We start from the raw sequence: 12986 nt of genomic DNA, 5'->3' as shown, positions 1-12986 counted from the left end.
ACTGGCCGATCGTGCGCGCGGCACTCCAGGAACCCGCCTGGAGCCAGCTCGGCAAGAAAGCCGCCGACGCTCGCACCAGGCTCTGGTCGGCCGCCATCGCCCAGCTGTTCCTGCAGCGCGGCAACATCCTCTCCGCCGCAGGGCTATTCGGAGTCCCCCACGTCAAGGAAGGCGTCCAGCAAAGCCCCCGCTCGGTCAGGTCGCTGCTCATGGAAGCCGAGTCCGGCGACGGGCAGGCATGGCTGGTGCTGGTCGACCGCATGGTGCCCAACCTGATCCACGCACCCCAACCGCTCATCACCCCCGGTCAGGGCAGTGAGGCAGGCGAGCAGCGCAAAGGCGTCCGCCGCACCCCCGCCAGCGCCGTCGCCGCGCTGGAAATGGCCTTCACACAGGTTCACAACCCGGCAGTCACCCGAGAGATGCTCATCGCCTTCGCCAAGGCGGTCCTCGAGCACTCCGACGCCACCAGGGCCCCGACCGCGCCCGACGGAACCACCCCGATCTGCTACGGCGAACAGGACTGGGAACCCGGCAGCAGAACACCGATCGTCGCAGGCATGATCCTGGTGCCCGGCATCGACGGGAACCCCACCTCCTTCGTCGTGGACAAGGAGTGGTTCGACCAGACCTTCCCTCCCGTCACGCCGCAGACCCCGCGTGGGGCCACGAACCGTGGAGACGACCAGTCCGGCAAGGACGACGACACCAGGCCGGACATCGTGATGAGGGCACCCGACACGGTGGCGGCCGACCCCCGCGCCCGACTCGGTGTGCTGCGACGAGAGCTTCCGGCGCGGATCGAGCTCACCACCGCCGCCTACGAGCGTGCCGTCCAGTCCGCGGACGCGCTCATGGCCGACTTCGAAACAGCCCGGCGGCTGCGCGCCGACCTGGAGGAGCAGTCTCTGTCAGCCGACCAGCGGGTCGAGTGGATGGAGAAGCTGACCAAGGCGCGCGGCGCCGCCGAGGCGAGTGTCGTGGCGCTGCAGCAGGTCGAGGCACTGATCCTTCAGCTCTGAAGCGGCCCGAACCAGCCGACAGAGCCGCGGACGCCCCTCTCCCAACGTGACTGGCGATGAGCAACAGATCTGTTCTCGCCCGTGCTTCCGCACGGGCGAGAACAGATCTGCGGAGGGCCCGACAGAACGCCTGAAGAGCAGGACAGGCGACCAGGCAACGCCCAGCCCGCCGGAAACACAACAGCATCCAGGCCTCGCCGTTCTCAGCAGAGGTGCAGTTGATCGTCCCTCATCCGGGCGTTCTGCCGACGCGGCCTTCCCATCACTGGCTGCCGCCCAGACTCGGTGAACCTCGCCCATCCGGGCTCACGAGGGCCTCACCGAAACCGTGCGCGACAACGGCGCAGAGCTGGCCAGAGCCGCCCCCTGACCTCGCGTTTTCACGTTCGGCCACCGCTATGGACCTCAGTGATGTCTGACGTCACGCTGTCCTCAGCGGAAGGAACCCGCCCATGAGCACATCACCGCTACGCGACCCACACTCCGGTGTCTCCCCCGGCCCGCTGATGAACCCGCCGGCCCTTCCGCTCAGGGACGTCCGCACCATGGACCCGCCGGCGCAACCGCAGCCTCCGACGCAGGAACCCGCAGCCGCCGACGACAAGCACAACGCCTCCGGCGGCCCGGGACAGGGAGGCGGCGACCCGCACCAGGTGTTCACCGGCGTCCTGCTGTCGGTGGTCGGGGCCTACGGCGTCACCGGGTCGGTGCCGCTGACGGTACTGGCCGCGGTCGTCGCGCTACTGGTCACCCTGCTGATCAGCCGACGTCGCTGACCTGCGGCTTCGCCCCGCTGAAAAAAAATCTTGTCCTGGTCTTTCACGCCCGGGCCCTCGCGCGGACCTACCTATAGAGCGAGGGCTTGGGCTGTGGAGGACATGGCGATGGAGGCTTGCCTATGGTCGATGCACGACAGTCACCTGTCACCGGTGCTCCGGCACCCGACCGGGACATACAGGAGCAGTTCAGTGACTTCTTCCGCGGCCACTACAGGCGGGTCGTCCAGCTGGTCATCCTGATGGACGGCACCGTCCAGGAGGCCGAGGACGCAGCGATGCACGCCTTCCAGGACGCCTACGCGCACTGGAGATCCATCCGCTCCCCCGCAGCATGGGTCCGCACGGCCGCCCGTCGCAAGTTCATCAAAGACCGCACCCGCGACCGCGACCGACAACAGCGAGCCGTGCTCTTCTTCCGCCAGCCCGACGACGACGAACCACTCCCCCCCGAAGAAGACCTGCTCGTCCAATGGCAGGAACTGGACTGGGTCAACAAGGTGCTGGACTGTTTGCCGAGCACCCAGCGCAAGGTGATGGCCTGCATCGTCGACGGCATGTCCACAGCTGAGATCGCCGACCTGCTGGGCAAGAACGAGACCAACGTACGCTCGCACCTGCGACACGCCCGCAAACGCCTCCAAGAACGCCTGAGCACCGCCTCTTCCTACGTCGGCCCCGCAGCCTCCTCCACACCGGCACCCGCCGCCGCCACGCCACCCGCACCGACCTCCTCCCCCAGCGCCTCCTCCCCCAGCGCCTCCTCTCATAGCGCCTCCTCTCATAGCGCCCCACACGCCTGCCCTGCAGTAGCACCACCGCGGCGACCACCTGAGCAGGAACAGACACCACCGCCGGCCGGCGACGCCACCGCTCAAGCCCAACCCGGCTCCAGGAAGGGGGAGACGACATGAACATCAACCCCGAAGACCACCAGAGTCGAGACCACCACGGCGAGGAGACCGCTGCCGAACTGCTGGCCGACTGCATGGACCTGATCGAGCAGGCGACCGGTCACCTGACCTCCGACCACATCGAGAACCGGCTCCAGCAGATCCTCAACCCCGCCCCTCAACCCGGCCCCAGCCACGGCGCGCCCCGCACCCCCGCGCCCGCCCAGCAGGACACCGAGGAGGCAGGGACACAGGACCGTGACACCCGCGCCGAGCTCCTCGGCGACGGCGGGAACGGCAGCGCGACACAGCCGGCCTCCCGGCACCGACAGACCTGCCGTGTCAGCGAGGCCCCCCCGCCACCAGGCGCCGACGCCGCCCCCGGCACGCCGCCCCAAGCCGACGCAGCGGCCCTCCTGCACCAAGGGGCCGACAACAGGCAGCCATGGACGAACCTTCGCCGCCGTCTACTCGCACTGGAGCGCCAACTATCGGCCGAGCAGCAAAGCGTTGAGCAGGAGGCGGACCCTGCGCTGTCACGCCCTGGGTTCTGGCGGGCGTTGACGCCCCACGAACGCGAGGCCTTCGCCGCATCGGCCGAGCCGGTCGCCTTCGGCGGCGGCCATCGGCTGTGGCGCGAGCACGACCTCGCCAGCCACGTGCTGGTGATCCAGCAGGGCTGGGTGCGTGTCAGCGTCACCCACCAAGGCCAGGCGAGGGTCCTGGCCATCCGTGGCCCCGGCGACATCGTCGGCGAGCGGGCCATGCTGCTGCTGCGGCAGCGATCGGCGACCGTGGTCGCCTTGGACACCGTCCTCGCCCTGCGCATGTCCGCACGCCGGTTCGGTGAGTTCCTGGCCCGCCACTCGCGGGTCGTGAACGTCGTAGAGGCCGAGCTCCGCCAGCGGCTCGTCGAAGAACCCCACCTGACCGCCGACCCGGCAATACCCGCGCCCCCATCCGCCCCAGCCCGAGCAGCCGGCGCCGCCAGCCAGATGTCCTCCATCGTGTTCGCCGACATCGTCGGGTTCTCCGCCGAGCGAACCGACGCACAGCGGCGGCGGTCACGAGCCGACATGTACCAGATGCTGTGCCGCGCAATGGACCAGGCCCAACTGCCCTGGGAAGCCTGCTACCGCGAGGACCGCGGTGACGGCGCACTCATCATCGTCCCACCGCAGTTCGCCCCCAGCGCGGTCCTCGAAGGGATCACCGTCCACCTCCGCCAGGCGCTGCACCACCACAACCTCACCCCCACCGACGGCCCACGGCTGCGGCTGCGGGTCGCCGTGCACGTCGGACCGGTCATCCTCGACGACACCGGTGCCGCAGGCGCGTCGATCGTCTACACCGCCCGAATGATGGAACTGGCCGAACTCCGGTCCCAGATGGCGCACACCGACACCGACCTTGGATTCATCACCTCCTCGTTCGTCTTCGACAACGTCATCGCCGACCGGACCGGCAGCCGGCTCGACCCACGCGACTTCGCACCGGCACGCGCCCGCAGCAAGGGAACCGACGTCACCGGCTGGATCCACACGGCCGAACCCGCCGCCCGCCCCGCCCTTCCTCCAACCGCGCCACCCCGGCGACGAACCCGGCGCAGGCCAGTGCCCGAACCCCACCCGCTCTCGGTCATGGAAACAGAACTCATCGAACTGATCACACGAGGCCTCACCGACCGCCAGATCGCACAGCACCTCGTCGTCAACGAACAAGACATCAAAGACCGGCTTCGACAGATCCGCAGCAAACTCGCCGCCGGAACCCCGGCCACGGATGCGGCAGATGCACCCTTGTCCGCCAACGCCCTGACCGCGGCCTACCTCGACGACCGCCTGGCTTCCACATGAGACGACCACACGCCGCAACCCCAACCCCCAAACACCGACCGCCAGAACACCGCCCAGCACGAGCACCCCTTGCCACCCAGAAACCGGCAAAGACGCAGAAGCCCCCGCAACCGGCGACCCTGAGCACCGCGGAAGACCCACCGCAGCCTGGGAAGCACCGGGGCGGTGCCGCACCTCGCGGCTGTACGGAGACCTGCGGCTGTACGGAGAACTTGCGGCTGTACGGAGACAATGAGGGGAGACATGAAGGGAGCGCGGAGCGTCCTTGGCAGATGCCAAAGTAGATGCGTGCACGCTGAGGCTGATGACGAGGCGCACTACGGCCAGTGGCGAGCCTCCCTGGCAGCGCTGATCGCAACCCCAGAGGCCCTCATGGAGTGGCAGAACCGGCGTTATCGGTTCGCCCATGCCGTCGGCCGCATGCTGGCCGACCCCGCTTGCGGGCAGCCCGCGCTCCAGGGGCCAGTCCTGTACGGCGTCTACCTCTCAGGGGTCGGGCTCGCCTACGTGGGCCAGACCAGCGATGCCCGCCGCCGTCTCAAAGACCTGCCCATCGGGGAAAGCCACCACCTTGGGATGACAGTCCCCCCGGAACTATGGGAGAAGGTCGTGGTCATTCAGTGGCCCGTCCTCGTGCCGACGCTCGCCAAAGCGCACCAAAGGGCTGTCAGCTCACTCGGTACCGAGGTCGTCGGACTCGCCCTGGAACATCTCGTGCAGGTCGACCGACGCCCGCCCCTCAATGCCCGCAAGCGCGCCCTGGACGGCACCTGGCGCGACCGTCGCCTTGAGACCAGCAAGTCCCGCGGAGCAACGCACGCCCAGCTGGTCGCCCCACTGCACCAGGCGGTCAGCGATGCATGGCAGGCTCTCGAGACGGCCCAGTGCCCCGAGTCGATGCCCCCGGTGCAAGCGACACCTGCAGGTCGAGCGGTGTTCCCCTCCAAGATCATCGATCGAGAGCGCCACGCAGAGCACTGGTCCCGGTGAAGATGTCGCTCACTGGAAACACAGTGTCCTCAGACTCTTCGAGTAGACCTGTGGCCACATCAAGTGGCACCCGACCGGCCGACCGCCGGCCGGCTGTTCAGCGACATTCAGGATGTTGATGTAGAGCGCCTGTGAGTCACTCGGGGCGAGGACGAAGCTCTGTGGCGGGTGTTGCCTGTGTCCGTTTTCGTGTGCGACGACATGGTGGGGATGAACCGTGTTCGTCCTGGGGTTTCGTCGGAACATGGTGACGAAGAGGAATCGATCGGTTCGTTCCGGTTGATGCCGGTGCTGGGCAAAGGTCAGCGTGACCACGTTCGTGGACAAGCCACGGCCCTCCCGCGTCCTCGATTGCTGCCGAGCGCGGGAGGGCCGTGAACGTCGTGCCATTGGAGGCACTGGTGGTCACGGTAGAGGCCGACGCGGGTTGCGTCGAGCGCAGGTTGCGTGATGGTGAGCTGTCCTGCCCGGACTGTTCGGGCGTGCTGGTGGCTTGGGGGCATGGGCGGTCGCGTGGGGTGCGCGGGCCGGACGGGCGGGTGGAGGTGCGGCCGCGGCGGGCGCGTTGCTCGGGTTGCGGGCGCACGCACGTGTTGTTGCCGGTCGGGTTGCTGGCGCGGCGGGCCGACACGGTGGAGGTGATCGGCGCGGCGGTGGAGGCCGCGGCTGGTGGGCGGGGGCATCGGCCGATCGCGAGGTTGCTGGGGCGGCCGGCGGAGACGGTGCGGGGTTGGCTGCGGCGGTTCGCGGCGCGGGCCGAGCGGCTCAGGTCGGCGTTCACCGCGTTGTTGGTGGCGCTGGACGGCGGCACGGCGGGCGCGGGCGCGGTGTTGGTGGCGGTCGCGGTGACCGCGCGCCGCCGCCTGGGTGGCGCGAGTTTCGTCGACACGTTGTCGGTTTGGGCGCTGGCCTGCGCGGTCTCGCGCGGGGGTCTGCTGGCACCGGGCTGGGCGCCCGAAACGATCAACACGAACTGACCCTTGGCCGGGCGGATGCCGACCGGAGATCCTCGACGCCCGCGCATCAACACGCAGGGTGATCATGAAGGGACCCGAAGGTGACCAAGGCCGAAGATGAGGCGCGGCGGCGGGCCGAACGCGCGCAGCAGGTGGCGCTCTGGCGCTATCAGCTGATCAGGGAAGCGGCTGATCCGGAGTTGACGACCCGGCAGCGGGGCCGGTTGGTGCGCGCTTTGGCCGACCAGGCGCACGAGGGGCCGTTCGGTGATCCGGTGACGGTCTCGCGGGGCACGCTGGACCGGTGGATCCGAGCCTGGCGCGAGCGGGGTTTTGAGGGCCTGGTCCCGCCGACCCGGAAGCCCACGCCGCGCACACCGGCCGAGGTTCTGGAGTTGGCGGTGGCGTTGAAGAAGGAGAGGCCGGAGCGGACCGGGGCGCAGATCGCCCGGATCCTGCGTTCGACGCTGGGCTGGTCGCCCAACGAGCGCACGCTGCTGCGGCACTTCGACGGCCTGGAGCTGCGCCGCCCCGAGGGAAGCTCGCCGCAGGCGTTCGGCCGGTTCGAGGCCGACCGGCCCAACGAGATCTGGACCGGGGACGCCTTGCACGGCCCGAAGATCGGTGGCCGCAAGACGTTCCTGTTCGCCTTCATCGACGACCACTCGCGCGCGATCGTCGGGCACCGGTGGGGCTACTTCGAGGACACCGTCCGCCTGGCGGCCGCGCTGCGCCCGGCGCTGGCCGCGCGCGGGGTCCCCGAGGCGATCTACGTCGATAACGGGTCGGCGTTCGTGGACGCCGCTTTGAAGCGGGCCGCGGCCAAGCTGGCGATTCGGATCATCCACTCGGCGCCGGGCCAGCCGGAGGGCCGGGGAAAGATCGAACGGTTCTTCCGCACGGTCCGCCAGCAGTTCCTGGTCGAGATCGCCGCCGACGGGCAGACCTCCGGCACCCGCGTCGCCGACACCGCCCAGCTGAACCAGCTGTTCACCGCATGGGTCGAAAGCCACTACCACCAGCGGGTCCATTCCGAGACCAGGCAGGCGCCGCTGGCGCGCTGGATGACAGGGGCGCCGTTTGCGACACCGACGCCCGCGCAACTGCGCGAGGCGTTCAAGTGGAGCGAGATCCGCCAGGTCACCAAGACCGCCACGGTGAGGCTGTTCGGGAACGCCTACTGCGTTGAGCCGGCGCTCGTCGGCCGGAAGGTCGAGCTGGTCTTCGACCCGTTCGACCTGACGGTCATGGAGGTCCGCTTCAACGGCGAGTCGATGGGCCTGGCCCAGCCCCAGGACATCGGCCGCCACGCCCACCCCAAGGCCAAACCCGAAACCCCCGCCGACCAGCCCGCCGCACCGACCGGGATCGACTACCTGCGCCTGCTGGACGACACCCACACCGCCAGCCTCGCCGGACGCATCAACTACACCGCCCTGACCAGCGCAGACGCCTCTCAAGACAGCGACCGGCAGCGTGACGACGAAGAATCCGACGGGAAGGACCAGCCGTGATCGACCGCCTTCAGGGCTTCTTCGGGTTCACCAAGATGCCGTTCGGCCGGGACCTGGCCCCGGGCATGATGCACCGGCACGCCGCGCACGGCGAGGCCACCGCCCGCATCACCTGGTGCGTGGCCGAACGCAACCTCGGCGTCATCACCGGCGAGGTCGGCGCCGGCAAGACCGCCGCGACCCGCTCCGCGATCGCCTCCCTGGACCCCGCCCGGCACATCCCCATCTACATCGGAAACCCCGACGTCGGCGTTCGCGGCATCCACACCGCGATCGTCACCGCGCTCGGCGGCGTCCCCAAACAGCACAAGGCCACCCTCATCCCCCAGGCGGGCGACGCGCTGGCCACCGAGCTCGCCGAACGCGGCCGCACCCCGGTCCTGATCCTGGACGAGGCGCACATGCTCGACCACGACCAGCTGGAGTCGGTCCGCATGCTCACCAACTTCGAAATGGACTCCACCAGCCCGTTCGCCTGCCTGCTCATCGGCCAGCCCACCCTGCGCCGCAAGATCAAGCTCGGCGTCCTGGCCGCGCTCGACCAGCGCATCTCGGTCCGCTACCACATGAACGGCATGACCCCCGACGAAACCATCGACTACCTGCGCCACCACGCCGCGCTCGCCGGACGCACCGACCCGCTGTTCACCGAAGACGCCGCCGCGCTGATCCACACCGCCAGCCGCGGCTACCCCCGCGCGATCAACAACCTGGCCATCCAAGCCCTGCTGGCCACCTTCATCTCCGACAAGACCATCGTCGACGAAACCTCCGCCCGCGCCGCCGTCAACGAAGTCATCGCGACAGAGTGACCACCACCCCGACAAGCTGCACACCAAGGCCCTGCCCACCACCCCCGGCAGGGCCTTGTTCACACCCCCACATCACCATCGGCAACGACGCGCTCGTCCTCATCTTGAATGACCGCGCACAGCCGGCGAGGCGACGCCTTACCGCCAGCAGAAACACACGACCACGCCGCCTGTACCAGCAGCGTTCCTGAGCGATATCGCCACGGCGGGACACCGACAGCGGCAACCGGACCTCGGCGACCGCGGCGACGGTGAGCCAGGCGACCGAGGCCACCGACCCCAGGCGCGTGCCGCACCCCAACGAGGCTCTGGCGATGCCCGCCACCAGGACCGCCCTGCGGCCTGACCTATCCAGCCCAGGAACCAACCACGTCCCGCGGCGTCCACACCACGGCCCCTGCCGCGTCCACCGAGTCGCTCACCCCGCTCAGGGAAGCGACCACCAACCCCGTCGAGGCCGGATCAAAACCCGGGACCTCCACCGCGGCGCGGCGCAGCGCCGCCAGGTCGTGGTGGTCGAAGGGACTGGCGAGCCACTTGATGGAACCGACGAACCGCACAGCATCGGCGACCGGAGCGCGGTCGGTGCCCACCAGATCCAGCTCGGGATCAAAACGCCGGTTCCACCATCCGCCCACCGCCTCCACCTGAGCCCACGGCAGACGGCCATCGACAGCGGCCAACTCCAGCGACTCGCGCACCAACGGCACCACCGCCCGGCCCCGCCACGCCGACCACCGGCGTTCGACCAGCCGGAAACCAGCCTCAGGCCTGCCTCGCCGCGCCTGCTCCTGCACCGCCCGCAGCACCCCCAGATACAACCGAAGGTTGCTGTCGGCGACTCGATACAGCGCAGGCTTGCCCGGACGGGTCGACAAGGGCTGGTCCATCGCCAGCACCCGCTTATCCTCCGCCAGCCGTCGCAGCAGCGGCGACAACGTCCCCGACGGCACCGCTCCCCCGCGGCTCCCGGCGGCCGCCGCGATGTTGGCACGCGTCCGATCCCCCGCCCCGACGGCCACGATCACCCGCCGCGAGATATCCCGACTAGGAAACTCCGCCAACAGCGCAGCCTCAGGCACACCGAAGACCGCCACGCCCGGGTCGCCGGCCTCCCCACGCAGGAACTCCAGCGCCGGCGCCGAATGCGGCCAGGCCCGCACGATCCCCGGCAATCCCCCGGACACCAGGTGCGCATCCACCGCGTCAGCGGCGTCCAACCCCAACGCCGCACCGACATCGGCGACATTCAGCGGACCCAGCACCAAGTTGTCGGCGCGGCCGAAGAACGGCTGGTCGTAGGCCGTCAGCCGCTCCATCATGTGCAGATCGCTACCGAGCAGCAACAGCAGAACCGGACGAGACGACAGCAGCCGGTCCCACGCCGTCTGCAACGCCCCGTCGAACAACGCGTCCTGCTCGGCCAGCCAAGGGACCTCGTCCAACACCACAATGCACGGAGACGACGGCAGCACCGCCGCCAGCGCCCGCAACGCCTCCGGCCAGCTGCCCGTCGAGACCTCCGGCACCAGCTCTCGGTCGGCGGGCACATCGGACTCGCGCAGGTCATCCAGGAAGGCAGTCACCGCCTCGACCGGCGAGGCCCCCTTGGTCGCAGTGAAGAACACATACGGGGCCTCGGCCCGATCGCAGAACTCCTGCACCAGACGCGACTTGCCGACCTGCCAGCGGCCGCGCAGCGTCACCGCCACCCCAGAACCCGACGACCGCACCCGCCGCAGCCGCTTGTCCAACAACGCTAACTCAGCGGCCCGCCCGATGAGGCCCACGTTTGCCCTCCCCGCTACTAGCCAGGGTCTAAGTTGATCGTGTCTATCAAGGCAAGGATCACGGGCGATGACGTCCGTCCTCTCCGTGAGGACAGTCATGTGACTCCTCCTGAGCCACTCAGGCGCGGCGCCTCCCGCCGCGCTGAACCCCCCGGACGGGCGACCGGCCCTCAGCCGTATTGTCCGTTTCACCCATGGACCGGCCGCCCAGCAGCGTCGTGAAGTGTCCTGTCCCTACCTCTCCTCTCGTCGTGTCCGGCGGGATGCCTTCCAGGCGCGGGTCCACCTGAAGGGGCTTATCGGGCGCAGGTGGTCGAGGGCTCTGCGGGCTGCAACGCGGTAGCCGGCAGCTCCTCCTCGGCTTCCAAGAGCGCAAGGTTGGTGCGAGCGCGAGTGATGATCAGATCAGCAGTGCCTCGCAGCATTCCGTGCTGACGCATGGCGTCCTGGACGGCTGCCAGCGCGACCTCAACGCCGCGGGCCCGCTCAATCTGCTCCGGACTCACAGCTGCTGCCTTCCGTAGAGCGGGGGAGGCGCCGAATTTTGGTACCCCCGGTCCGCCGAAGGCCGAGACGACGACGGACCAGGGGGATCGAGGAAGAGATCACCCGGTTGAGACCTTGCAGGCTCTCGACCAGGCCCTCTGTGGGGAGATCTGGCGCTGTGCCGACCGACCGGCCGACGGGGAAACGCAACTCGGTAGGCGATGACCACCAAGACCCCTGCCAGAGCCCAGCAGGCGAACATGACCAGCCACAACCCGGTGCTCATCCGAGGCCCCGGACGTACCGACGGACGATGTCTTCCGGATCGGCATGGAGCAGGAAGGGGTGCAGAGCCAAGTCGCGGGCAATTTCGTCCTGTTCTTGCTGCTGAGCGGCCAGATCGTTGGGGTCATGGGACGTCAGGACCCACTTGAGACCGGCCGACTCCTGCTCCGGGGTCAGCGCGCCCTTTAACTCGACCACGTACCGGCCTCGGTGGTCCCGAATCGGGTCGTTCCAGCGGTCCCCAGGTGCCCGGTTTGTGACTCTTTCACGGCGTCTGTTCAAGCTCATGACTGCTCTCTCGCAGATCAGTTACGAAGGCTGTGGCGTGAGACACAGAGTCCCCCGTAGAGTCGAGCTGCGGGAGATGTCTCGGCAAATTGACAACACCTGAGGAGATCCAATGCCCTCCGCAGAGTCACTATCAGCCGATGATTCGTTGTGGAACCTCATGGCGGTCTACCTGCGAAAAGAGCGGGAGCGGCGACGTCTGTCACAGTCCGCAGTGGCGAGACTGATTCGAAGTGACAGACACCTTGTTGCCAATGTGGAGGCGGGCCGTCGCCACCTCACCGGACCACAGTGCATCGCCTTGGATGACGACTGGGGGACGATCTTCCGTCACCTTCGGACGTTCGCGGCCAAGATTTCCACCGACGAGGACTGGATCAAGCAGCTTTGGGATTTCGAGAAGAACGCGCTCACGATCAAGACCTACGTTCACGGCCTGGTTCCGGTGCCTCTTCAGACGGAGGGCTACGCCCGGGAACTGCTGCACAGGATGCGGGTCGTGCAGGATGTGGATGCTGCGCTGGCCGAACGAAAGGCGCGTACCGAACTGCTCCTCTCTCAGCTGCCGCGGCTGCAGCTCTGGGTGCTTCTGGATGAGGGAGCCTTGGCTCCACCGCTCGGTGATGGCCTTCGCCGGCAGCAGCTCGAAGCGTTGCTCGACTGGTCCGAGCAGGTGAGCCTCAGAGTGATTCCTGCTGATGAGTGGCACATCGGTCACTCAGGTAGCTACGAGCTGATCACAACAACCGCGGGGCTCGACGTGGGTTACATGTGGGCCCAGCTCGGGGGCAAACTGATACACGAGGGTGCCGAGGTCAGAGACCTGGGACTACGGTGGGACCGCATGGGCGCCGTGGCCCTCACGGAGTCAGCTACACGTGAGCTGATCAAGCAACAGTTGGAGATTAAGTGACAGAGTGGCGCAAGAGCAGCTACAGCGGCGGTGGTTCGTCCAGCGGTGACTGCGTTGAGCTCGCCGACCTCACGTCGGCCGTTGGTCTGCGCGACAGCAAGGCTCCAGAGGTCGGGCACCTCTCCCTCTCTCGGGAGTCTCTGACGAACTTGGTCGAACACATTAAGACCGAGGGCCTGGTCGAGTAGCCCAGAACGAGCTGAACCCCCTCTTCGGAGGGGGTTTCGTGCTTTCAGGGGCTCAGTCGGCTCCACGGGTCGCAGGATTTCGTCAGCCTGCCTGCCTATACGCACAGCACCAAGGCGGAGAACCTCGAGCTACACCAGGGAGAACAACTGCATTCAGGTGGACCGAACCCGCTTCCGATTCATCGCCTCTCGGGAGCCCAAGGACCCCGACGGCCGT

The 12986-nt window shown here is 68.3% G+C and carries 12 protein-coding genes; 10 read left to right on the top strand and 2 right to left on the bottom strand.

What is annotated here, in order from left to right; all coding sequences use genetic code 11:
- Window positions 1-11 precede the first annotated feature (11 nt).
- The 8 genes from FHU30_RS42060 (at window position 12) to FHU30_RS42025 (ending at window position 8819) form a co-directional block, all read left to right on the top strand.
- Window positions 12-1022, top strand: coding sequence for a hypothetical protein (locus tag FHU30_RS42060; RefSeq protein WP_253883326.1), 1011 nt, complete (start codon window positions 12-14; stop codon window positions 1020-1022).
- Between the two features lie 452 nt (window positions 1023-1474).
- Window positions 1475-1798, top strand: a complete 324-nt coding sequence (locus FHU30_RS42055; protein WP_253883325.1) for a hypothetical protein — start codon at window positions 1475-1477, stop codon at window positions 1796-1798.
- A gap of 122 nt (window positions 1799-1920) precedes the next feature.
- Complete coding sequence (locus tag FHU30_RS46705; RefSeq protein WP_301324433.1) at window positions 1921-2712, top strand: RNA polymerase sigma factor; 792 nt, start codon at window positions 1921-1923, stop codon at window positions 2710-2712.
- Window positions 2709-4547, top strand: coding sequence for a cyclic nucleotide-binding domain-containing protein (locus tag FHU30_RS42045; protein ID WP_253883324.1), 1839 nt, complete (start codon window positions 2709-2711; stop codon window positions 4545-4547). Before FHU30_RS46705 ends, FHU30_RS42045 begins: the two co-directional genes overlap by 4 nt.
- 288 nt (window positions 4548-4835) lie before the next feature.
- Complete coding sequence (locus FHU30_RS42040; protein WP_253883323.1) at window positions 4836-5537, top strand: hypothetical protein; 702 nt, start codon at window positions 4836-4838, stop codon at window positions 5535-5537.
- A gap of 374 nt (window positions 5538-5911) precedes the next feature.
- Window positions 5912-6514 (top strand): DUF6431 domain-containing protein, encoded by a 603-nt coding sequence (locus tag FHU30_RS42035; RefSeq protein ID WP_253875851.1) that lies wholly within the window; start codon window positions 5912-5914, stop codon window positions 6512-6514.
- Window positions 6515-6594: 80 nt separating this feature from the next.
- Window positions 6595-8007 (top strand): DDE-type integrase/transposase/recombinase, encoded by a 1413-nt coding sequence (locus tag FHU30_RS42030; RefSeq protein WP_253875854.1) that lies wholly within the window; start codon window positions 6595-6597, stop codon window positions 8005-8007.
- Window positions 8004-8819, top strand: coding sequence for an ExeA family protein (locus tag FHU30_RS42025; protein ID WP_253875856.1), 816 nt, complete (start codon window positions 8004-8006; stop codon window positions 8817-8819). Before FHU30_RS42030 ends, FHU30_RS42025 begins: the two co-directional genes overlap by 4 nt.
- Window positions 8820-9166: 347 nt before the next feature.
- Here the strand turns inward: FHU30_RS42025 and FHU30_RS42020 are convergent, their stop codons facing one another.
- Window positions 9167-10609, bottom strand: a complete 1443-nt coding sequence (locus FHU30_RS42020) for an AAA family ATPase (RefSeq protein WP_253883322.1) — start codon at window positions 10607-10609, stop codon at window positions 9167-9169.
- A 768-nt stretch (window positions 10610-11377) separates the two neighbouring features.
- Window positions 11378-11578, bottom strand: coding sequence for a hypothetical protein (locus tag FHU30_RS42015; RefSeq protein WP_253883321.1), 201 nt, complete (start codon window positions 11576-11578; stop codon window positions 11378-11380).
- A gap of 250 nt (window positions 11579-11828) precedes the next feature.
- On the opposite strand from FHU30_RS42015, the gene FHU30_RS42010 reads away from it, so the two are divergent.
- Together FHU30_RS42010 and FHU30_RS42005 are read left to right on the top strand one after the other, a co-directional pair.
- Window positions 11829-12581, top strand: coding sequence for a DUF5753 domain-containing protein (locus FHU30_RS42010; protein ID WP_253883320.1), 753 nt, complete (start codon window positions 11829-11831; stop codon window positions 12579-12581).
- Window positions 12578-12769, top strand: a complete 192-nt coding sequence (locus FHU30_RS42005) for a DUF397 domain-containing protein (RefSeq protein WP_253883319.1) — start codon at window positions 12578-12580, stop codon at window positions 12767-12769. Before FHU30_RS42010 ends, FHU30_RS42005 begins: the two co-directional genes overlap by 4 nt.
- Window positions 12770-12986: the final 217 nt, after the last annotated feature.

The organism is Actinomadura rupiterrae (genome assembly GCF_024172125.1).
In the GTDB taxonomy this organism is placed as follows: Bacteria; Actinomycetota; Actinomycetes; order Streptosporangiales; family Streptosporangiaceae; genus Spirillospora; species Spirillospora rupiterrae.
Note: the sequence above shows the minus strand (reverse complement) of the source record. Positions and strands in the feature narration are given on the sequence as shown.

Bases quoted from the DNA above. Each gene is read 5' to 3' on its own strand.
- FHU30_RS42055 (WP_253883325.1), top strand. From the start codon at position 1,475: ATGAGCACATCACCGCTACGCGACCCACACTCCGGTGTCTCCCCCGGC.
- FHU30_RS46705 (WP_301324433.1), top strand. From the start codon at position 1,921: ATGGTCGATGCACGACAGTCACCTGTCACCGGTGCTCCGGCACCCGAC.
- FHU30_RS42045 (WP_253883324.1), top strand. From the start codon at position 2,709: ATGAACATCAACCCCGAAGACCACCAGAGTCGAGACCACCACGGCGAG.
- FHU30_RS42010 (WP_253883320.1), top strand. From the start codon at position 11,829: ATGGCGGTCTACCTGCGAAAAGAGCGGGAGCGGCGACGTCTGTCACAG.